Genomic DNA, 19,974 nt, shown 5'->3' with positions numbered 1-19,974 from the left:
ATGACGGGCAGCGCGCCGGCGTGGTCTCGTGTCCGGAAGAGTGTCGCTCCACCCGCGCATGTCTGCCAGCTGGCGGACATGCGCCCGGCACCAGCCCGGGCGGTCGGCGCGCGTTGACGTTGCTTGTCCGAGAGTTCGTCGATATCCGAGTCCATGTCTGCCAGCTGGCGGACATGCGCCCGGCACCAGACCGAGGCAGCCGCAGGATGGCGGGCGACGGCGTGGGCACCGATCGCTGTCCTTGTCACCTGTCCCGTTTTCTGGTGTGCTGATCCCGACCCTTTCACCGAAGAACATAGGAGCAGTCATGACGTCAGATCTGACGGGAGCCCGAGTGCTCGTCACCGGTGGAGCAGGCGGGCTGGGGCTGCGCACCGCGCGAGCCATCCTCGCCGGCGGCGGCTCGGTCGCCATCGCCGACATCAACGAGCAGGCCGGTGCCGAAGCTGCCGCCTCCCTCGCTCAGGACGGCGGCACGGCGGTCTTCGTCGCGCTCGACGTGACCGACGACGCCTCGTGGGAGCGCGCGAGTGCCGAAGCCGTCGAGGCCCTCGGCGGCCTCACCGGCGTCGTCAACAACGCGGGCATCGAGATCTCCGACCTCTTCGTCGACCTGAACCCCGACTCGGTGCGCAAGATCCTCGAAGTCAACGTGCTCGGAACAGCACTCGGCATCAAGCACGCCTTCCGCGCGATGCGGCCTGGGGGGGCGGCGGGCGCGGGCGGCGTCATCGTCAACATCGCCTCGGTCGCCGCCACGATCGCGTTCCCCGGGATCGCCGCCTACTCGGCATCCAAGTCCGCCGTCGACCGGCTCACCAAGGTCGCGGCCGCGGAGTCGGGACGGCTGGGTTACGGCGTCCGCGTGAACACCGTCTGTCCTGGGCTCGTCCCCAACGCGATGGGGGCCCAGCTTGCCGTCGACATGGAGCGCCTCGGTCTGTTCCCCTCCGTCGACGACGCTGTCGGAGCGGTGGTTTCGCTGACCCCCTCCGGCCGACTCGCGACGGAAGACGACATCGCGAACGGGGTCGCGTTCCTCCTGTCGGAGGATGCGGCGTTCGTCAACGGCGTGACGCTGTCCATCGACGGCGCAATGGGAATGTGAGGAGACCGGAATGGGTACGGACAAGCCAGTTGTCGTCTACGGCGTCAGCGGATACACCGGACGACTGATCTGCGAATACCTCCGCGAACTGGGAGTCCCGTTCGTGGCCGCAGGCCGCGACGCCGAGCGGGTGCGCGCGGTCGTCGAGAAGATCCCGGGAATCGAGACGGCCGACTACGAGATCATCGGAGTCGAGAACGACGCGGATGCTCTGGCCGCCGCCTTCGAGGGCGCCAAGGTGATCTGCAATACGGCGGGACCCTTCATCAAATTCGGACCCGAGGTCGTGCAGGCAGCGCTGAAGATCGGCGCGCACTACACCGACACGACCGGTGAGCAGGACTGGGTGCTGCACGCCCGCGACACCTGGGGCGACGACTTCGCAGCGTCCGGCTTGCTCCTCTCGCCCGGCATCGCCCACATGTACACCGTGAGCGAGATCGCGGCCAACATCGCGCTGGAGCCGGGCGGGTACGACACGCTCGACATCCTGGTGCTGTGGAAGGGGCTGCCCACCTATGCCTCGACCCAGACGATCTTCACGATCCTCAAGGCGCACTGGTACTACCTCGAGCAGAACAAGCTGGTCGAGTGGGATCATTCCTCCGCGTTCGAGGTGCCCGTTCCCGGTTACCACGAACTGGCCATCGCCGTGCCGTGGGGTGGGATGTCGCATCCGATCTGGTTCCAGAACGATCCCCGCGTCGGAAACGTCCGCGCGATCGGCGGAGTGCTCAACCGCGCCGTCATGGAGGGGGTCGGTCAGACCGTGAAGATGTTCGAAGAGCAGCTGCGGCCCCTCGACCCGGAGGCGCAGGAGAAGGCACTCGGTGACATCGCCGCATCGCTCCAGGCCGACATGCCGCCGCGCGAGAACCCGCGGCTGAATCGATCGGTCGATTCCGTGCATGCGTCCGGGCCGCTCGGCCGTTCGCACGTGGTCATCCACGGCAACAGCAACTACAAGCAGACCGGGCTCCTGCAGGCGTTCGCCGCCTTCTCGCTGATCCAGCAGACACCGCACCGCGTGGGCTTCGCATCGGCATGCCAGGCGTTCGGGCACAACGAGCTGCTCGGCCAGCTGCGCGGATTCGGGCTCGTGTCGGCGCCGGTCATCACCCGCGTCTGACGGCTCGGGGTGTCGCCCGTCCCGCGGCGGGCGGCACCCTCCTCCCCGGAGATCCCATGCACTTCGCAACGCTTCCCGACGTCCGTGCCGAACGGGCGCCGGAGGCCCCCGCCGTCAGCGATGAGGCCGGCGCACTCACCAATGCCGACCTCCTGGTCCGGGTCGAGCAGGTCGCCGCCGCGCTCGCAGACCTCGGCATCGACCGCGGCGACGTCGTGGCCGTCTTCCTCCCGAATCGGGTGGAGCTCATCCTCGTGCTGCTGGCCGCGTGGCGCCTCGGCGCGGTCGTGACGCCCATCAACCCCGTGCTGGGCACCGTCGAGGCCGCGTATCAGGTGGCCGACGCCTCCGCGAAGCTCGTCGTGGCCGAGGCCGAGCGCGACGACCTGGACGTGCCCACCCTCACGCTCGCCGCGATCCGCGCGACACCCGAGCGAGACGTTCCCGTCGCCGACGGTCTCGCCCCGGGCGACCTCGCCCTGCTGATCTATACGAGCGGGACGACGGGGAATCCGAAGGGCGTGATGCTCACGCACAGCAACCTCGATGCGATGACGTCATCCTTCATCGAGTGGTTCGAGATGGACGACCGCGACCACGGGTTGCTCATTCTTCCGCTCTTCCACGCGAACGGGATCGTGCTCGGCACGCTCTCACCGCTGCGAGCCGGCGGCAGGGTGACGATCTCGCGCCGATTCGCCCGCGACCGGTTCTTCGCGGATGTCGAGCGCTTCCGCCCGACGTTCTTCTCCGCCGTCCCGGCCATCTACACGATGCTCAACTCGGCGCCTGACGACGCCCACCCCGATCTGTCGTCGGTGCGGTTCGCCGTGTGCGGTGCCGCACCGATGCCGGCGGAGGCGATCCTCCGGTTTGAGAAGCACTTCGACGTGAAGATCGTCGAAGGGTACGGGCTGTCCGAGACGACGACGGCATCCACGATCAACCCGCTCCACGGACTGCGCAAGCCGGGGACGGTGGGTCTGCCGCTGCCGGGTCAGCGAGTGGCGGTCATCGACGCATCCGGAGATCCGGTGCCACAGGGAGAGACGGGTGAGGTCGTCATCGCAGGCCCGGTGGTCATGGCCGGGTACCTCGGCCGGCCGGAGGAGACCGCGAAGACGGTCGTGGACGGATGGCTGCACACCGGCGACATCGGCCGCTTCGACGAAGACGGATACCTCCAGATCGTCGACCGGATCAAGGACATGATCATCCGCGGCGGCGAGAACGTCTACCCCAAAGAGATCGAGAACGCGTTCTACTCGCATCCCGACGTCCATGAGGTCGCCGTCGTCGGCGCACCGCATGACGTGTTCGGCGAAGTGCCCGTCGCGTTCGTGGCCCTGCGCGAGGGCGCGTCGGTCACGACGGAAGACCTCGCCGCCCATGTGGGGCGCATCCTCGCGGTCTACAAGCGGCCGACCCGCATCACGCTGGTCGACGAGATCCCGAAGAACCCGGTCGGCAAGATCGACAAGCCCACCCTGCGCAGCCGGGTGCGGGAGTCGGCCCACCGGTGAGGTAGACTTGATCGGTTTGTGGGCGCCTTCGCGCGCGCACGGACTCACCGCTGTCCGGAGATGCCGGACGTGCGGGAGAACGACTCGGTCCCTGAGCTTGCGAAAGGGTCGAGCCGCTCGATGAGAGGAAGAGGAAATGGCACCTAAGAAGAAGGTGACCGGCCTGATCAAACTCCAGATCAAGGCTGGCGCCGCCAACCCGGCACCGCCGATCGGGCCCGCGCTCGGTCAGCACGGCGTCAACATCATGGAGTTCTGCAAGGCGTACAACGCGGCGACGGAAGCCCAGCGCGGCAACGTCATCCCCGTCGAGATCACCGTGTACGAGGACCGCAGCTTCACGTTCATCCTGAAGACGCCTCCCGCCGCAGAGCTCATCAAGAAGGCTGCCGGCGTGACCAAGGGCTCGCCGACGCCGCACACGACCAAGGTGGCCAAGCTCACCAAGGCTCAGGTGCGCGAGATCGCCGAGGTCAAGCAGCCCGACCTGAACGCGAACGACATCGAGGCCGCCTCGAAGATCATCGCCGGCACCGCCCGTTCCATGGGCATAACGGTCGAGGACTGAGGGGGATAGGGAAAATGGGAATCAAGTCCAAGGCCTACCAGGCCGCTGCGGCGCAGATCGACGCCGACAAGTTCTACAGCCCGACCGAGGCCGTCGTCCTCGCGAAGAAGACCGGCTCGGCGAAGTTCGACTCGACCGTCGAGGTCGCGCTCAAGCTGGCCGTCGACCCCCGCAAGGCAGACCAGATGGTGCGCGGCACCGTCATCCTGCCCCACGGCACCGGCAAGACCGCCCGCGTCATCGTGTTCGCCACCGGTCCGGCTGCTGAGGCCGCCATCGCCGCCGGCGCAGACGAGGTCGGCGGGGCCGAGCTCATCGAGAAGGTCGCCGGCGGCTACACGTCGTTCGACGCTGCCGTCTCGACCCCTGAGCTCATGGGCCAGGTCGGTCGCCTCGGCAAGGTGCTGGGCCCCCGCGGCCTGATGCCGAACCCGAAGACCGGCACCGTGACCCCCAACCCGGCCAAGGCCGTCGAGGAGATCAAGGGCGGAAAGATCGAGTTCCGCGTCGACAAGCACGCCAACGTGCACTTCGTCGTGGGCAAGGCATCGTTCAGCGAGCAGCAGCTCGACGAGAACTTCGCCGCCGCCCTCGAAGAGATCGTGCGGCTGAAGCCCTCGAGCGCCAAGGGCCGCTACATCCAGAAGGGTGCGGTGTCGACGACGTTCGGTCCCGGCATCCCGCTGGACGTCAGCGCGTTCTGACACCCGCTCCACCCGAAGGGCCTCTCCGCAAGGAGGGGCCCTTCGTGGTTCACGCGGTGTCGCGCACGTCGAAGCCGCGACCGCCCGCCGGCGGGATCTCGGTGACGCGAGCCGCGTCGACGCGCGCTCCGGGCGGCCCTTCGGCCATCCAGGCGAGCATCTCGTCGACGGCGTCTTCGGCGCCCTCGACCTCCGCCTCGACGGTGCCGTCGCGGCGGTTGCGCACCCAGCCGGTCACCCCTGCCTCTACGGCGATCAAGCGTGCGGTGTAGCGGTAGCCCACGCCCTGCACCTGTCCATCCACGGTCACGTGCACACGCCTCATGCCTCCATCCTGCCGCGGACGATCCCCCATCGGGTGTCGACGGACCGATGGTCAGTGGGGGAGCACGAGGCTGATCGCGATCCCGATCATGACGACCGCGATGATGCCGTCGAGCATCCGCCACGCCCGCGGGGTCGACAGCCATCGCCCCAGGTGGCGCGCGCCGAACGCGAGACCGAAGAACCACAGGATGCTGGCGAGCATGGCCCCTGCCGCGAAGATCCAGCGTGCATCGCCGTGCGTGCTGGCCACCGACCCGAGAAGGAAGACGGTGTCGAGATAGACGTGCGGATTCAGCCAGGTCAGCGCGAGGCACGTGAGGACGACCGGGAGCACGCGGGTGGCGGTCGTCGTCGGGGCGGCGCCGCCGACCGCGGGGGCAGGTCCCTCCGCCTCGGCGTACTCGAGCGCCTGGCCGTTCGGACGCCATGCGCGGCGGGCGGCAAGGAGGCCGTACGCGAGCAGGAACGCCGCGCCCAGCCAGCGCACCACGTCGATGAGCCACGGCACGGCGTGCAGCACCAGGCCGATCCCTGAGACTCCGAGGGCGATGAGGACAGCATCCGACACCGCACAGATGGCCGCGACGATCACGACGTGGTCGCGGCGGATGCCCTGCCGCAGCACGAAGAGATTCTGCGCGCCGATCGCGACGATGAGCGACAGCCCCAGGCTGAAGCCGGCGAGCAGGGGAGCGAGCATGAGACCAGGTTACGAACCGAACGAGGTTGAGTGCAGCTAAAGAAGCTACGCAGACGTTCGTCTGCCTAATGTGCGTATTCCGTTCGACCTCGCCGAGACTCTCGCGACCGTCATCGACGAGGGGAGCCTGGATGCTGCGGCCCGGCGCCTGCACATCACTCCCTCGGCGGTGAGTCAGCGCATAAAGACTCTCGAGGAACTGCTGGGGAGAGTCCTGCTGGTGCGCGCGAAGCCGGCAAGACCGACGGTGGCCGGATGCCGGGTGAGCGCCCTCGGGCGGAGCCGCGGTGCTGCGGGGCCTCGGGTGGGGGCTGCAGTCGCGTTTCCAGTCGGCTGACGGGTCGAAGTCGTAACTCATGGCTCCGCCTGGCTGCGCTCGTTCGCTGATTCGGACAGTTCACCCTGAACGATGACCTCGAACCGATCCATCCCGCGATTCTAGGTAGTGAGTCCGCAGCCGACTCTTGCGAGAACACGGCGAATCATCGACGCTCGAAGCATGCACATCGCCGGAGTCCTGCCGCCCGATGCCCCCGCCCGACCCGCGCGATGCGCACCGCGAGCTGCTGCAGGTTCTCGCGTTTCCGCTCATGGGGCTCGTGCCGCAGCCGACGGTCGAAGATCACGACAGCTTCGCGATCGTGGAAGTCAAGGATGCGCAGGGCCGGTCGCAGATGTCGGTGTCGATCACGTACACCCTGTGGCGAAACCCCGCCGATCACGATGATCCGGTGAATCTCGCCGAGCTCGACGAGCAGACCCGTGAATCGCTCGATTTCGAGCCGCCGTGGGAGCGACCCGCCTGGTTGATCGAGGGTGCACAGCGGTTCCGGTATCCGATGCTCTGGGAGGCGGTGCGCACCTCGTGGCATCGCGATGAGGCGGAGCACAGCCCGCTCGCGCAGCAGCTCGTCGACCACGCCGACCACGTGCTGAGGAACCAATTCCGCGAAGAACTCGGCCTGCCACGGGGACCCCACTCCGACCTCGCCTGGCAGATCTCGCCGTCGGCGGTCAACTCGGCGGTGACGCTCGAAGTCGACGGTGCAGAGGTCGCGGCATCCGAGATCGACACCGACCCGTTCGTCTACGCGATCGGCGCTCGGCTGGCGCCAGATGTCGTGACAACCGTGGTGATCGCGCGCGATCACCTGCCGTACGTGCGGATCGCGCTCGCCGTGCGCGAATGCTCCACCAGCGATCGCCTGCCCGCGTGACTGTGGGGGAGAGGCGCGATCTCTGGCGCGAGATCGATGTCGCCGGAGCGGTGATCCAGGTGAGTGACCAGCATCCTGTCGCGATCGTGCGCGATGCGACATCCGCGACTCGGGTGGTCTCGTGGCCCGACCTCGACGTGGGGCTGCGGGCGCCGACCGTGACGGTGCTTCGCGCGCCCACAGGCGCGTGGGTGTGCTACCGGCCGAGAGAGGCGCAAGACGAGCACACCGCTCCGGGGAGGGCGGCCGCCGTACACGTCGGCCTCGACGGCTCGCTGACCCGATTCGGCGACCTCGGCCCGAGTGCGGCCGCAGGCACGACATCGCACGGGCTGTGGCTGCGTGCCTCCGGCGCGTGGCCGAGCCCGAACGATGCGGAAGCGTGGCTCGCCGACGCCGACCTCACTGTCTTGCAGCCCGGCGGCGCTCGCCGCACCGTCCGAGTCGAGGGGCGAATCGCGTTCATCATTGAAGACGACGAGGGGCCCCTCCTACTGGTCCACACCGCCGCACCTCGAATCAAGCGCTCGCGCTGGGGTGGCACGTCAGCGACACACGAATACCGACGGGCACCGCTGTCGACGGGTGAGCTGCCCACTCGCATCCGCATCGAGAGCGACGGGGCCGCCGAGTCAGTGGAGGATGCGGCCTTGATGGCGCGATTGCAGAATCTGATGGTCCGTGAGGTGCGGGAGGGGATTGCCGACCCACGGGTGGCCTGGAACCGAGTCGAGATGCCGCCGGCGGGCCAGCGTGCGTCGGTGAACGCGGTCATCGGGCGATCCGCGAAGCCCTCGCCCGTGCCGGAGTCACAGATCATGCACCCGTCGCCGCCTATTGCGGCTCGGGGCTCACCGCTGCGCACCTCGCGCTCGCGGGCGCGATCGCGGGCGTAGATGTCGCCGTGTTCCCCGGCTCGTGGAGCCAATGGTCGAACACACCCGGCCGCCCCGTCGCTACAGGACCGACGCCCGGCGGCGACGTGGCCGGCTGAGCCGGTGCGTCATCGGCCGCCGTTGGCCGTGCGGAGCATCGCGCGGGCCGCGCGTTCCCCCGACACGAGCGCCCCCTGGATCGATGCGGTGTCGCGATAGTCGCCGGCGACGTAGAGGCCGCCGCCGAGGTGCGCGGGGCTGGTGGTGCGCAGCGGCGCGGGCTGGGTCGGCAGCGCGTCGGGGATGTCGTCGCGACGCAGGAGCTCCCACCCTGCGGAGTCGGCGTCCCAGACCTCGGCGAGCTGGCGGCGAACCTCGCCCTCGCGCGCCGGGCCTCCGGCATCCGCTCGAGCGCCCTTCGGCAGCAAACATGTCGCGGCCACCAGGTGGCGACCCCGAGGGGCATACGACGGAGCGGCGTTCGAAATGACGACGGTGTTGACCACCGGTCCGCGACGGCGCCCGTCGACGGCGAGGAGAGCGGATGCTGTCGGCGGCGCGTCGGCGCCGAACCACCACGTCTGCAGCCCTCTCGTCGCCGGGGCGCGGACATCGAGCAGGTCGCCCACTGCGCCGGGCCCGACGGCGACGACGACCGACCGCGCGCGCAGCGTTTCCGCCCCCGCGACATCGACCTCGGCACCGTCCGCGCCGGTACGAATTCTGCGCACCCGCGCATCGAGGCGGATGTCGGCACCCGCGCCCGCCGCGCCGCGCGCCAGCTGGGCGGGTAGCGCACCGATCCCGTCCGCGGGGAGGCCGGGCGAGCCGAGGGCGAACATCCGCATGAGCAGACGCGTGAACGCGTCCGACGAGGTGCCGTCGTCTTCACCGAGGACCCCGGCGAGGAAGGGCTCGAGAACCTGCGTGCGAAGCGGGCCGCGCAGACCGATTCGGTCCCATTCCGCCCGCACGGTGCGATCGCTGCCGGCGATGACCGAGCGAGGACGCAGCAGTACCGGCGCCAGCCACCTTACGAGCGCGGCGAGATCTTTCGGCGTGATCAGCGCGCTACCCAGCGAGGCGGGAATGCCGGCGGGATGTCTCAGCGGATGGGTGAGTTCCACCGACCCGCTTTCGCGTCGCACCCGGACGCCGACGGGAAAACGCTGCAACCCCAGCGCCCCCACATCCACCCAGCGTTTCACCGCGGGATAGGCGGGATTGAGGATCTGGAACCCGCGATCCAAGAGGAAGCCGTCGACCGCGTCGGTACGCTGGCGTCCGCCGACGACGCTCTCGGCCTCGAGCACGACCACGTCCCGACCCGCTTCAGCCAACCGCGCAGCGCTGCGCAGCCCCGCGAGGCCCGCGCCGATGACGATCGTGTCGTGCGTCTCCATCCGCTACATGCCGCCTCTCAGGCGTGCGACGGCGCGTGCGACCAGAGGCCCTCTGGCACCTTCCGCGTCGTGGATCATGCGCGCGACCTGTTCCTGGTCGGCTTCGGGACGGGCGGGGGACCCCGCGTCGAACGGCGGGTGGGGGTCGTACTCCAGCGTGAGCTGCACGGAACGGGCCGTCTGGTCGCCGTATATCTCCGCCGCGAGGGTGAGCGCGAAGTCGATTCCGCTGGTCACCCCGCCGGCGGTGATCACGTTGCCGTCGCGGACGACTCGGGCGTGCTCCGGTACCGCCCCGAACATTGCGAGCAGTGGATGCGACGCCCAATGAGTGGTGGCCCGGCGACCGTCGAGCAGTCCGGCAGCACCGAGTGCGAAAGCCCCTGTGCAGACACTCGTCACGTAGCGAGCGCCCTGCGCCTGGTGCCGGATGAAATCCAGCGCTATCGGGTCGTCCATCAGCTCGAATGCGCCTTGGCCACCGGGAACCATGAGGACGTCGGCCTGAGGAGCTTCCGCGAATGTCGTCGTGGGCAGTATCGAGAATCCCGCATCGGTTTCCACGGGCTCGCGCCGGTGCCACACGAGGTCGACGGTGGCATCAGGCAGCTTCGAGAACACCTGAACCGGACCGGTCAGATCGAGTTGAGTGACGTGCGGAAAGAGCATGGCGACAAATCGCAGTGGCGTACTCACCATCCGATTCTCTCGCAGCGCGCTGCCCGAAGATCAGTCGTCGCTGACGCGGAGCACGATCTTGCCGCGGGTGTGACCCTCCTCGAGTGCGGCGTGCGCGGCGGCGGCGTCGGCGAGCGGGAACACCTTGTCGATGTAGACCTGCACGGCACCCGAATCCAGCAGCCGGCCGATCGTGGCCAGCGCCCCGCCGTCGGGGATCACTTTGTAGCTCGTCGCCCGGACTTCGGCCGCGCGCGCGGCATCGGCGTACCCCGGCCATGATCCGGACGGCACGACGATCATCAGGCCGCCGCGGCGCAGCACGCTCAGCGAGCGTTCACCCGTCCGATCGATCGTGTTTCCGACCAGGTCGATGACGACATCGACCTCCGACACGACTTCCTCGAAGCGGCTGGTCGTGTAGTCGATGACGACGGATGCTCCGAGTTCACGCAGCCACGACGCATTGTGCGCCGATCCGGTCGCCGTCACGTGGGCGCCGAAGTAGGCGGCGAACTGCACGGCGAAATGGCCGACACCGCCGCTTCCGGCATGGATCAGCATCCGCTGTCCTTCGTGGGCGTGCGCCGTCTCGACGACCAGACCCCATGCGGTCAGCGCCGCGAGCGGAACCCCGGCGGCTTCGACGTGTGAGAGCGCCGCGGGCTTGCGCGCAATGCTGAGCGAGGGAACGACGGCGTATTCGGCGTAGCTGCCGCCCGAGCGCGGGAAGGGCACCATGCCGAACACCGGCGTGCCCGGCTGAAACGGGTGCGACTCGTAGGGGGCCTTGACGACGACCCCGCTGAAATCGAACCCCAGCGCCTGGGGGAGCTCTCCGATCGCACCCGACACTCCGGCACCGCCCCGCGTCTTGGCGTCGATGGGGTTGACCCCGGCGGCGACGATCCGCACGAGCAGCTCGCTGAGCACGGCGGAGGGGACCGGGAGATCGGCGATGTGCAGCGCGGTCGGGTCGCCGGCGGCATCGATGACGGCGGCGCGCATCATCTCCGGCGGCTCCGCCATCACTACGGGATCGGCCCCTCGGATGGATGCTGGTCGCGGCGGCCGGAATCTCATCGGTCGCTCCCTCTCGCGTGCGTGTCGGCGTCGGCAGCACTGGTGCCTTGGATGACCCCAAGTCAACAGGTCCATTGTCTCGTCGGTGTTACGCGGGTGCTACCGTGCGGCAAAGCCTCAGGGGGTGGTGCCATCCGTGAGGGCGTGCAGAAGCCTGGTGAGGTTGCGGATATCGCCGACCTCCCAGTCATCCAGCGCCCTGAGCAGGCTGTCCGCCTGCGGCTCGCGTGCCGCGGCGAGACGCTCGAGTCCGAGCGGAGTCGCCGACAGGATGCTGGATCGCCCGTCCGCCGGGTCGGGTGTGCGCTCGATCAGTGCCATCTGCTCGAGCTCGCGCACGGTACGGCTGATCTGACCCTTGTCGGCCATCAGCGTCTCGACCAGAGCGGACTGGGTGATGCTCTCGCGGTTGACGATCGTCGTGAAGACCTTGTATGCGCCCGGGAGCATGCCCGGGCTCACCCGATTGGCATTGGCCGAGATGACGCGACGCACGCGATTGAGCAGCTCGCCGAACTCGGCCTCGAGGGCGCGCACCGCCTGGGTGCGCGCCTCTCGGGTGTCGTCCCCGACGGGCGTGGTCTCGGGCATCGTCTCGGGCATCGTGGTCTCAGGCATCGTGGTCTCCGGCGTCCCGATCGACACTAGCGGTCGATCGTGTGCGCCTCGGCCGAGGCATCCGCTCGCTCCTGGCCCGTCACCGCGGCAACACTGCGGCTCGGGGCGAGAGTCTCCATGCCCTCGGGCACAGACACTGTCGCGAGGTCGGCCTCTGCAGCCTGCAGCCGCTCGCGGGTCGTCATCCGCGTGAGCGGCTTGTTCGGCAGGAACACGATAGCGATGAGGCTCATGATCGCGAAGGGCACCACGATGAGGAACGAGTGCGAGATGCCCTGGGCGTAGATGTCTTCGAACACGACGCGGAGTGCGGGGGGCATGGCCGAGACCTGGGGGATGGTACCGGACTGGAGCTGAGCTACCCAGGTCTGGGCCTGGTCGCCCAGGGATGCCAGCGCAGCACCGATGTCGTTCGTCCGCTCGGTGACGAGGTTCGTGACCGTGCTCGCGAGCGCGGCTCCCATGACCGAGACGCCGATCGTGCCGCCGAGACTCCGGAAGAACGTCACACCCGAGCTCGCGACGCCGATCATGGACGGCGCGGTCGTGTTCTGGACGATGAGCACCAGGTTCTGCATGGTCATGCCGACTCCCGCGCCCAGGATGAACATGTACACCGAGACGAGCGCGAAGTTGGTGTCGTAGTGGATCGTCGACAGGAGGTACGAGCCGGCGATGAGGAACACGCCACCCACGATGAGGAACGGCTTCCACTTTCCGAATCGGGTGATGAGGGCGCCGACGCCGATCGAGGCGAGGAGCAGCCCGGCGATCATCGGGATGGTCATGAGGCCCGCCTCGGTCGGGGTCGCGCCGCGTGCGAGCTGCATGAACTGGCTGAGGAACACGGATGCGCCGAACATCGCGATCCCGGTCGCGATCGAGGCGATGACGGCCAGCGTGAAGGTGAGGTTGCGGAACATCGAGAGGGGGATGAGCGGCTCCTTGGAGCGCATCTCGACGACGATGAACAGGATCGTCGCGAGGATGGCGCCGCCGACCATGAGGATCGTCGGGGTGCTCAACCACTCGAAGCTGTCGCCTGCGAGGCTGACCCAGATCAGCAGGAGCGAGACGGCGACTGAGAGCAGCACGATGCCGAGGTAGTCGATGCTCACCTTGCGCTTAGCGCGGCTGGGAACGTGCAGGGTCCGCTGGATGATGACGAGCGCGGCGATCGCGAACGGCAGGGCGACGTAGAAGTTCCAGCGCCATCCGAACGTGTCGGTGATCACGCCGCCCAGGAGCGGTCCGCCGACGGTGGCGACGGCCATCACGGCGCCGAACAGGCCCATGTAGCGTCCGCGCTCGCGCGGGCTGATGATGTCAGCCATCAGCACCTGGCTGAGGGCGGCAAGCCCTCCTGCGCCGATGCCCTGGACCGCGCGGAAGGCGACGAGGGTGGTCGTGTCCTGCGAGAAGCCGGCAGCGGCGGTGGCGAGCACGAAGATGACGATGGCGAGCTGGAACAGCAGCTTGCGGTTGAAGAGGTCGGCGAGCTTGCCCCAGATCGGCGTCGAGATCGCCGTCGTCAGGAGGGTTGCGGTGACCACCCACGTGAATGCGGTCTGGTTGCCGTTGAGGTCGTGGATGATGACCGGGAGTGAGGTCGAAACGACGGTCGATGCGAGCATCGACACGAACATGCCGAGGAGGAGTCCCGAGAGCGAGGTCAGCACCTGGCGGTGCGACATCTTCGGCGTCTCGGCGAGGCCCGGAGGCGTTGCGGAAGTGGTGGCCATGGGAACGGCTTTCTCAAACGGAGGGCGCATGGCCCGGATGCTGTGCGACGTCGATGGCGCTGTGGTTGACGAAGGTCAACTATATCCAGATCGTTGACGTGTGTCAACCAAGAGGGCAGGCGAGCGCGGCGCCGACAGGTGCGCGGTCGGTCGGCGAGGGATCAGTCGCGAGCGGTCAGTCAGCGAGGGCCAGAGCGCGGAAGGGTTGACGCGCGGCGACGAGCCGCGGCATCCGCTGCTGTTGTGCTTCTTCTTCGCGTGCCAGTTCTTCGCGTGTCACGGTGCCGGCTGGGGTGGGAGTCCGCGTCGTGCGGCGGTGCAGCTCGTCGATGAGCGCGGTGGCCAGGGCCACCAGCCGGGCGATCTCGACCTCGTCGCGCTCGACCCACGCGCATCGCGGCTCGTCGCCGACAGGCACGAACGCGTCGTGCTCCTCCCATGCGACGAGCGTGCGCTCGGCGCCGATGACGTGCTGCTGCCACCACACCTGCCGCAGATAGGAACGGGGGATGCTGCGCCACGCCTTCTTGGTCGTCTTGATCTCGCAGAGCGTGACGTGCCCCGCCGCGTCGACCACGATGCCGTCGGGGGTGGCGAGGTGGCGCTTTTCGATCACGGCGTGGAACAGGGCGCTGGAGGGCAGGATGCCGTGGGTCGCCGCGACCCACGAGGCGATCTCGGGCTCACGGCGCCTGCCGTGGTCGGTGTAGGCGTTGCCCGAGAAGCCGCTGCCCATGAGCTTCGCGTCGGCCGCGCGGGCGATCGCGTTCTCGGAGGTCAAGGATGCGACATCCGTCGCGGTGATCCCGCGCGAGCGCGCCCGCGTCCACGCCACCCGGTCGCGCGAGTCCGCGACGATGCGGGCGGCGAGTTCGGGGGTCACCGTTCGAGGCTAACCCCGCATCGCGACATCAGCCTCCGCGACACTCGCCCCCCGCCCCGCCCCGCCCCCGCCGGTTCGCCGAGTGCACGGCTTGGCGCCCAGTGCACGGGCTGGACGCAGTCGCTACGTCGTGCGGTCGACGGTAGGCCGTGCACTCGGCGAGATTCGCGAGTCCTCCCCAACGCAGCGCGGACGTCCGTTGTGCACATCGGGCACGACGCGGCGTCCGCGGGAGGCGGGAGCTGCCGATGCTGGAGCATGGCTCGACACGCGACGGTCGCCGACCTCAGCCCACTGATCCGTTCGCGCACTGCGCTCCTGGATACAGGGTGGACCGAGCGCGGGATCGCCTCAGCCGTTGCACGCAAAACGCTGAGCGTCGTGCGGCGTGGCTGGTACATGGCTGCCGACGAGCACGCGGCGCTATGGCCGGAGGGTCGCCATCTCGCCCACGTGATCGCCGTTGCCAGAGACGCGACCGGGGCCGGCGTCGTCTCGCACGCGTCGGCGGGCGTCCTGTGGGATCTGCCGCTGTATCGCCACTCGCCGGCGCACGTTCATATGACGCTGGCCAGCCCGGGGCGCATCTCGAGCGGCCGCGATGTCATGAGGCACCTCGCGCCCCTCCCTCGGGAGGACGTCGTGATCCGGCACGGAATCCGCTGCACGACGCTCGAGCGTACGGTGTTCGACGAGATCCGAACGCTGGGGGCCGAGGCCTCCGTGGCGTGCGCCGACGCGGGCGAGCGACTGATCGGACTGCGCGGTCGCGTATGGGATGAGGATGCCGTGGCCTGGTGGCGGCGCGCGATGAACGCGCGCCTGCTCGGCGTCTCCGGCGCTCGCGGTGTGCGGCAGGCTCGCTGGGTCGCGGCCTTCGCAAACGGCCGGGCACAGCTGCCCGGCGAGAGCGTGAGCCGCCTCCAGCTGGTACGACTCGGATTCGGGATGCCGAGACTCCAGGTTCGTGTCGAAGGTCCGGGGCGCAAGCGCTATTTCGTGGACTTCGGATTGGATGACGTGCGGACGTTCGGCGAGTTCGACGGGAAGGGCAAATACCTCGATGAGGCGATGCGGCGCGGACTGACCCTCGAGCAGGTTCTCCTTGAGGAGAAGCAGCGCGAGGACTGGATTCGAGGCACCACGCACTGGCGGTTCGCACGGTGGGGGGACGAACACATCCGCACGCCCGAGAAGCTCGGCGCGCACCTGGCCTCCTTCTCTATTCGTCCGCCCCGCTGAAGCCCCCCCTTCCCGCCGAGCGCACGGGTTGCCGCCCACTGCACGGGCTGTGGACGGGCGCAAAGCCGTGCGCTCGGCGCCCACCCGTGCACTCGGCGCGCGGCCTGGGAAAGAGACGGCGGACGCGCGGATTTGGCCGGGGGCGCGGCATCCCGTACTCTGGTGGGTAGCCAAAGACCGCCGGTCATCGGAGTGCGCGCGAGTGCATGACGATCGAAGCTCTGCAACACAGGGGCCCGCGCAGGTGTACGAATGAGTCTCTCCGAGATCTAGCTCCGTGCGCTTGCGCCGGAGCTTTTTTGTTGCCTGCAGACAGGACCGGATGCTGAGGCCGACGCCCCGCCACTGCGGAGCGTCTCGTACACACAAGGAGTGGCCATGGCGCAGAAGGATGCATCGGTCGCCGAGCTCACGAAGAACTTCGAGGACTCGACCGCCGTTCTGCTGACCGAGTACCGCGGTCTGACGGTTGCGGAGCTCAAGCAGCTTCGCAACGACATCCGTCAGGACGCGGAATACGCCGTGGTGAAGAACACGCTGACCAAGATCGCCGCGAACAACGCGGGGATCTCGGCGCTGGACGAAGACCTCAAGGGTCCTTCGGCCATCGCGTTCGTGCACGGCGATCCTGTCGCCGTCGCGAAGGGCCTGCGTGCCTTCGCCAAGGCACACCCTCTTCTCGTGATCAAGGGCGGCTACTTCGACGGTGCCCCCCTGAGCGCGGATGAGGTAAACAAGCTCGCTGACCTCGAGAGCCGTGAAGTCCTGCTGGCGAAGCTCGCCGGCGCGATGAAGGCCTCGCTGTTCGGCGCCGCATATCTGTTCAACGCACCGCTGTCGAAGGCCGTTCGCACGGTCGACGCGCTGCGTGAGAAGCAGGAGTCCGCAGCCTAGGCTCCCGCCGGGCACTGCGGTTGATTCGAATACCCAACAAGGAGAAACATCATGGCAAAGCTCACCACTGACGAGCTTCTCGACGCCTTCAAGGAGCTCACGCTCATCGAGCTCAGCGAGTTCGTCAAGAAGTTCGAGGAGACCTTCGAGGTCACCGCCGCCGCTCCGGTCGCCGTTGCCGGCCCCGCCGCTGCGGGCGCCGCTCCGGTCGAAGAGGTCGAGGAGCAGACGGCGTTCGACGTCGTGCTCGAGGCTGCCGGCGAGAAGAAGATCCAGGTCATCAAGGTCGTCCGCGAGCTCACCTCGCTCGGCCTCGGCGAGGCCAAGGCCGTCGTCGACGGTGCCCCCAAGGCTGTCCTGGAGGGTGTCTCCAAGGAGGCGGCCGACAAGGGCAAGGCCGCTCTCGAAGAGGCCGGCGCGACCGTCACGGTCAAGTAGGGCCTTTCAAGCAAGACACCTCACGGAGTTCCGGCTCTCTGAGTTCCAGAAGACCCGGATGCCTCGGCATCCGGGTCTTCTGCTGTCCGGGCGGATCGGCACGGCCGGGCGGGTCAGCGCGGCCGGGTGCCCGCCACGATCGCGGATGACGCGCGATCCACCGGGCCCGTCGAACTGCGCACGACCAGGCGGGCCGGGAGTGCCCGGCTCTGCAGCGGAGCACTCGGGTCGGCGATGCGCTGCAGGAGCAGTTCCACAGCGGTCATGCCCTGTTCGCGCGGGAGCTGAGCGAGCGTCGTCAGCGAGAACACGTCGGCGAATTCGTGGTCATCGATGCCCACGACGCTCAGATCGCTGGGGACGTGGATGCCGAGCCGCCGCGCGGCGATGATCGCACCGATCGCGACCTCGTCGCACGCGCACACGAGGCCGGTGGGGCGGCGCTTCTTGTCACCCAGGAAATCGACGGATGCGGCGTACCCGCCGGGGAGCGTGATGTCGGACTCGATGTGCCTGGCGTACTCCGCCAGGCCCGCATCCGCCATCGCGGACAGGTAGCCGTCGAGCCGGCGGCGATCCCAGTGCGCCCAATGCGGCTCAGTGCCGCCGATGAAGGCGATGCGGCGGTGACCGAGGCCGATGAGGTGCTCGGTGGCGCGGCGCCCGGCGTCGCGATCATCGATCGAGATCGTCCCCGGATCGTTCGCGTCGCCGACGACACTGATCATCGGGCGGTCGATGGCCCGCAGACGTTCGATCTCTCTGTCCTGAGGCTCGAGCCCGACGGCGATCAGGCCGTCGAACCGCTTGCGGGCCAGGAAATCGTCGAAGATCCGCGCTCTGCCTGTCGTGCCGGGGCGCGAGTCGTAGAGCGTCAGGTCCAGACCGTGGTCCAGCAGAGCATCCTGGATCCCTTCGAGCACTTCGGCGAGGAACCACCGCGTGACGGACGGCATGATGACGCCGATGTTGCGCGTGCGTCCGGTGACGAGGCCTGCCGCATTGGACGAGGCGACGTAATCGAGTGCGCGCGCGGCGTCCTGCACTTTCGCCCGGGTGTCGGCCGAGACGTACCCGTTGCCGGTGAGCGCGCGACTCGCTGTCGCCTTGGAGACGCCGGCGAGGCGCGCAACGTCCGAGATCCCGCTCACAGTGCTCCTCCCCGCATTGGGCGGCGCGGACTCGCGGCCACTACCGAGAGTAGCCATATCCCGCGAAAAATGGAATCGATTCCATGCGCCCCGGGAGTGTCGCACGATCGGAGAACACCTTTCTGAAGGGAGGTTATGGAGTTGTGATGCAGACGCCTTGCGGCGGCCGTCCGGATCGCTTAGCGTCGATATGGAATCGGTTCCCTAAGAGCCGATACGGGTTCCCTTCCCGAGCTTGCCCATGCAGATCATGCGGACCGTGCAGATCCTGCAGAGCACGCGAGACTCAATGAGGAGAAGTAATGAATGGAATGCGATCATCATTGCGCCGCCGCGCAATCGTCGGTATCGGCTTCGCGGCGATCGCCGCGCTGACCCTGGCAGGGTGTGCCGAGGGCGGTTCGAGCGGCGACAGCTCGTCGGACTCGATCTCGGGTCAGACCGTCAAGATCTCGGGTGGCATCACGGGTGCCGAAGCGGATGCGTTGAACGCGTCGTTCGACCAGTTCACCGCCGACACCGGCGTCACCGTCGAGTACACGGGCGACAAGAGCTTCGAGGGCAACATCGTCACCAAAGTGACCGGTGGCTCCGCTCCCGACATCGCTATCGTGCCGCAGCCCGGTCTGCTGGCATCGCTGGTCGCGACCGGTGACGTGAAGGAGGCGCCCGCGGGCGTCGTCGACAACGTCGACAAGAACTGGTCGCCCGATTGGAAGACCTACGGCACGATCGACGGCAAGTTCTACGCCGCACCGATGCTCGCCAACATCAAGGGCTACGTCTGGTACTCGCCGGCGTCGTTCAAGGCGTGGGGCGTCGAAGTCCCGAAGACGTACGACGAACTGCTGGCCCTCACCAAGACGATCCAGGAGAAGACCGGAACCGCACCCTGGTGCGCCGGCTTCGCGTCGGGTGACGCGTCGGGGTGGCCGGGCACCGACTGGATCGAGGACCTCGTCCTGCGTCAGTCGGGCGCGGACGTCTACGACCAGTGGGTCGCGGGCGACGTGAAGTTCACCGACCCGCAGATCGCGGATGCGTTCACCTCGGTCGGCGACATCCTGCTCAACCCCAGCTACGTCAACGCCGGTTTCGGCGATGTCAAGAGCATCAACTCGACGGCATTCGGTGACGTGGCGGCCAAGGTCGCCGACGGCTCGTGCGCGCTGACCCACCAGGCATCCTTCCTGTCCTCGAACTTCCTCGAGGTCAAGACGGCGGCGGGCGCCGCTCCGACCGTGGCACCCGACGGTGACGTGTACGCCTTCGTGCTCCCCGGTGTCAAGGAGGGCGCCAACACGATCGAGGTCGGTGGCGAGTTCGTCACCGGATTCTCGGACAACGCGGCGACCCAGGCGGTTCTGGAGTACATGTCCACGCCCGAGTTCGCGAATGCGCGCGTCAAGCTCGGCGGCGTCATCTCGGCCAACCTGAACGCCGACCCGTCGCTCGCATCGAGCAAGTTCCTCACCGAGGCGATGACCCTGCTCCAGGACGCGGGCACCACAGTGCGTTTCGACGCGTCGGACCTGATGCCCGCAACGGTCGGGTCGGGCTCGTTCTGGAAGGGCATGGTGAGCTGGATCGACGGTAAAGATCAGGCCACCGTGCTCAGCGACATCCAGGCCGGTTACGCCAACTAGCAGTCCTCCCTGGCGCTGACCCGTTTCGGGTCGGCAGAATCGGGG

21 protein-coding genes are annotated in these 19,974 nt (G+C 68.2%); 12 read left to right on the top strand and 9 right to left on the bottom strand.

The features are described from left to right. Positions 1-307: 307 nt before the first annotated feature. From ACFE6Z_RS10840 to rplA, 5 genes are all read left to right on the top strand, one after another. Complete coding sequence (locus ACFE6Z_RS10840) at positions 308-1,108, top strand: SDR family NAD(P)-dependent oxidoreductase (protein WP_375385704.1); 801 nt, start codon at positions 308-310, stop codon at positions 1,106-1,108. A 10-nt stretch (positions 1,109-1,118) separates the two neighbouring features. Further along, on the top strand, positions 1,119-2,237 hold the full coding sequence (locus ACFE6Z_RS10835; protein ID WP_375385703.1) for a DUF5938 domain-containing protein: 1,119 nt from the start codon (positions 1,119-1,121) through the stop codon (positions 2,235-2,237). A gap of 56 nt (positions 2,238-2,293) precedes the next feature. Next, a complete protein-coding gene (locus ACFE6Z_RS10830) occupies positions 2,294-3,760 on the top strand; it encodes a class I adenylate-forming enzyme family protein (protein ID WP_375385702.1) in 1,467 nt (488 codons plus the stop codon). Between the two features lie 136 nt (positions 3,761-3,896). Then, complete coding sequence (gene rplK / locus ACFE6Z_RS10825; protein ID WP_375385701.1) at positions 3,897-4,328, top strand: 50S ribosomal protein L11; 432 nt, start codon at positions 3,897-3,899, stop codon at positions 4,326-4,328. Positions 4,329-4,342: 14 nt separating this feature from the next. Further along, complete coding sequence (gene rplA / locus ACFE6Z_RS10820) at positions 4,343-5,032, top strand: 50S ribosomal protein L1 (RefSeq protein WP_375385700.1); 690 nt, start codon at positions 4,343-4,345, stop codon at positions 5,030-5,032. A gap of 49 nt (positions 5,033-5,081) precedes the next feature. On the opposite strand, the gene ACFE6Z_RS10815 is transcribed toward rplA, so the two are convergent. Further along, positions 5,082-5,357 carry an acylphosphatase gene (locus ACFE6Z_RS10815; protein WP_375385699.1) on the bottom strand — a complete coding sequence of 92 codons (276 nt, stop codon included), beginning with the start codon at positions 5,355-5,357 and terminating at the stop codon, positions 5,082-5,084. A 51-nt stretch (positions 5,358-5,408) separates the two neighbouring features. Beyond that, the gene (locus tag ACFE6Z_RS10810; RefSeq protein WP_375385698.1) at positions 5,409-6,059 is read right to left on the bottom strand and encodes a LysE/ArgO family amino acid transporter; all 651 of its coding nucleotides are present in this window, start codon (positions 6,057-6,059) and stop codon (positions 5,409-5,411) included. A 70-nt stretch (positions 6,060-6,129) separates the two neighbouring features. Between ACFE6Z_RS10810 and ACFE6Z_RS10805 the strand changes: the two genes are divergently transcribed. The 3 genes from ACFE6Z_RS10805 to ACFE6Z_RS10795 all read left to right on the top strand — a co-directional run bounded on the left by ACFE6Z_RS10805 (position 6,130) and on the right by ACFE6Z_RS10795 (position 8,172). Continuing rightward, positions 6,130-6,396, top strand: a complete 267-nt coding sequence (locus ACFE6Z_RS10805; protein WP_375385697.1) for a LysR family transcriptional regulator — start codon at positions 6,130-6,132, stop codon at positions 6,394-6,396. 190 nt (positions 6,397-6,586) lie between these two features. Next, positions 6,587-7,276, top strand: coding sequence for a hypothetical protein (locus ACFE6Z_RS10800; RefSeq protein WP_375385696.1), 690 nt, complete (start codon positions 6,587-6,589; stop codon positions 7,274-7,276). Beyond that, a complete protein-coding gene (locus tag ACFE6Z_RS10795) occupies positions 7,273-8,172 on the top strand; it encodes a hypothetical protein (protein ID WP_375385695.1) in 900 nt (299 codons plus the stop codon). Before ACFE6Z_RS10800 ends, ACFE6Z_RS10795 begins: the two co-directional genes overlap by 4 nt. Before the next feature lie 107 nt (positions 8,173-8,279). Here the strand turns inward: ACFE6Z_RS10795 and ACFE6Z_RS10790 are convergent, their stop codons facing one another. The 6 genes from ACFE6Z_RS10790 to ACFE6Z_RS10765 form a co-directional block, all read right to left on the bottom strand. Continuing rightward, on the bottom strand, positions 8,280-9,554 hold the full coding sequence (locus ACFE6Z_RS10790) for an NAD(P)/FAD-dependent oxidoreductase (RefSeq protein ID WP_375385694.1): 1,275 nt from the start codon (positions 9,552-9,554) through the stop codon (positions 8,280-8,282). A gap of 3 nt (positions 9,555-9,557) precedes the next feature. Further along, the gene (locus ACFE6Z_RS10785; RefSeq protein WP_375385693.1) at positions 9,558-10,250 is read right to left on the bottom strand and encodes a DJ-1/PfpI family protein; all 693 of its coding nucleotides are present in this window, start codon (positions 10,248-10,250) and stop codon (positions 9,558-9,560) included. A 33-nt stretch (positions 10,251-10,283) separates the two neighbouring features. Next, complete coding sequence (locus tag ACFE6Z_RS10780) at positions 10,284-11,315, bottom strand: NADP-dependent oxidoreductase (protein WP_375385692.1); 1,032 nt, start codon at positions 11,313-11,315, stop codon at positions 10,284-10,286. A gap of 117 nt (positions 11,316-11,432) precedes the next feature. After that, positions 11,433-11,933, bottom strand: a complete 501-nt coding sequence (locus ACFE6Z_RS10775; RefSeq protein ID WP_375385691.1) for a MarR family winged helix-turn-helix transcriptional regulator — start codon at positions 11,931-11,933, stop codon at positions 11,433-11,435. 26 nt (positions 11,934-11,959) lie between these two features. Next, positions 11,960-13,675, bottom strand: coding sequence for an MDR family MFS transporter (locus ACFE6Z_RS10770; RefSeq protein ID WP_375385690.1), 1,716 nt, complete (start codon positions 13,673-13,675; stop codon positions 11,960-11,962). A gap of 175 nt (positions 13,676-13,850) precedes the next feature. After that, the gene (locus tag ACFE6Z_RS10765; RefSeq protein WP_375385689.1) at positions 13,851-14,558 is read right to left on the bottom strand and encodes a YqaJ viral recombinase family protein; all 708 of its coding nucleotides are present in this window, start codon (positions 14,556-14,558) and stop codon (positions 13,851-13,853) included. A 258-nt stretch (positions 14,559-14,816) separates the two neighbouring features. Here ACFE6Z_RS10765 and ACFE6Z_RS10760 point away from each other — a divergent pair, with 258 nt between their 5' ends. From ACFE6Z_RS10760 to rplL, 3 genes are all read left to right on the top strand, one after another. Continuing rightward, a complete protein-coding gene (locus ACFE6Z_RS10760; protein ID WP_375385688.1) occupies positions 14,817-15,800 on the top strand; it encodes a hypothetical protein in 984 nt (327 codons plus the stop codon). A 378-nt stretch (positions 15,801-16,178) separates the two neighbouring features. Then, entirely contained in the window at positions 16,179-16,694 is a 516-nt protein-coding gene (rplJ, locus tag ACFE6Z_RS10755) for a 50S ribosomal protein L10 (protein WP_375385687.1), read from the top strand. A 51-nt stretch (positions 16,695-16,745) separates the two neighbouring features. Then, positions 16,746-17,132 (top strand): 50S ribosomal protein L7/L12, encoded by a 387-nt coding sequence (rplL, locus tag ACFE6Z_RS10750; protein ID WP_375385686.1) that lies wholly within the window; start codon positions 16,746-16,748, stop codon positions 17,130-17,132. 113 nt (positions 17,133-17,245) lie between these two features. Here the strand turns inward: rplL and ACFE6Z_RS10745 are convergent, their stop codons facing one another. Then, a complete protein-coding gene (locus ACFE6Z_RS10745) occupies positions 17,246-18,283 on the bottom strand; it encodes a LacI family DNA-binding transcriptional regulator (RefSeq protein ID WP_375385685.1) in 1,038 nt (345 codons plus the stop codon). A gap of 302 nt (positions 18,284-18,585) precedes the next feature. Here ACFE6Z_RS10745 and ACFE6Z_RS10740 point away from each other — a divergent pair, with 302 nt between their 5' ends. Further along, positions 18,586-19,929 (top strand): ABC transporter substrate-binding protein, encoded by a 1,344-nt coding sequence (locus tag ACFE6Z_RS10740; RefSeq protein ID WP_375385684.1) that lies wholly within the window; start codon positions 18,586-18,588, stop codon positions 19,927-19,929. Positions 19,930-19,974 lie beyond the last annotated feature (45 nt).

This window comes from uncultured Microbacterium sp., from assembly GCF_964244775.1.
Taxonomy (GTDB): domain Bacteria; phylum Actinomycetota; class Actinomycetes; order Actinomycetales; family Microbacteriaceae; genus Microbacterium.
This window is presented reverse-complemented; position numbering and strand designations above follow the sequence as displayed.

Bases quoted from the DNA above. Each gene is read 5' to 3' on its own strand.
- rplK (WP_375385701.1), top strand. From the start codon at position 3,897: ATGGCACCTAAGAAGAAGGTGACCGGCCTGATCAAACTCCAGATCAAG.
- rplL (WP_375385686.1), top strand. From the start codon at position 16,746: ATGGCAAAGCTCACCACTGACGAGCTTCTCGACGCCTTCAAGGAGCTC.
- ACFE6Z_RS10760 (WP_375385688.1), top strand. From the start codon at position 14,817: ATGGCTCGACACGCGACGGTCGCCGACCTCAGCCCACTGATCCGTTCG.
- ACFE6Z_RS10770 (WP_375385690.1), bottom strand. From the start codon at position 13,675: ATGGCCACCACTTCCGCAACGCCTCCGGGCCTCGCCGAGACGCCGAAG.
- rplJ (WP_375385687.1), top strand. From the start codon at position 16,179: ATGGCGCAGAAGGATGCATCGGTCGCCGAGCTCACGAAGAACTTCGAG.
- ACFE6Z_RS10830 (WP_375385702.1), top strand. From the start codon at position 2,294: ATGCACTTCGCAACGCTTCCCGACGTCCGTGCCGAACGGGCGCCGGAG.
- ACFE6Z_RS10790 (WP_375385694.1), bottom strand. From the start codon at position 9,554: ATGGAGACGCACGACACGATCGTCATCGGCGCGGGCCTCGCGGGGCTG.
- ACFE6Z_RS10780 (WP_375385692.1), bottom strand. From the start codon at position 11,315: ATGAGATTCCGGCCGCCGCGACCAGCATCCATCCGAGGGGCCGATCCC.
- ACFE6Z_RS10800 (WP_375385696.1), top strand. From the start codon at position 6,587: ATGCCCCCGCCCGACCCGCGCGATGCGCACCGCGAGCTGCTGCAGGTT.
- ACFE6Z_RS10815 (WP_375385699.1), bottom strand. From the start codon at position 5,357: ATGAGGCGTGTGCACGTGACCGTGGATGGACAGGTGCAGGGCGTGGGC.
- ACFE6Z_RS10840 (WP_375385704.1), top strand. From the start codon at position 308: ATGACGTCAGATCTGACGGGAGCCCGAGTGCTCGTCACCGGTGGAGCA.
- ACFE6Z_RS10775 (WP_375385691.1), bottom strand. From the start codon at position 11,933: ATGCCTGAGACCACGATGCCCGAGACGATGCCCGAGACCACGCCCGTC.
- ACFE6Z_RS10835 (WP_375385703.1), top strand. From the start codon at position 1,119: ATGGGTACGGACAAGCCAGTTGTCGTCTACGGCGTCAGCGGATACACC.
- rplA (WP_375385700.1), top strand. From the start codon at position 4,343: ATGGGAATCAAGTCCAAGGCCTACCAGGCCGCTGCGGCGCAGATCGAC.
- ACFE6Z_RS10810 (WP_375385698.1), bottom strand. From the start codon at position 6,059: ATGCTCGCTCCCCTGCTCGCCGGCTTCAGCCTGGGGCTGTCGCTCATC.
- ACFE6Z_RS10740 (WP_375385684.1), top strand. From the start codon at position 18,586: ATGAATGGAATGCGATCATCATTGCGCCGCCGCGCAATCGTCGGTATC.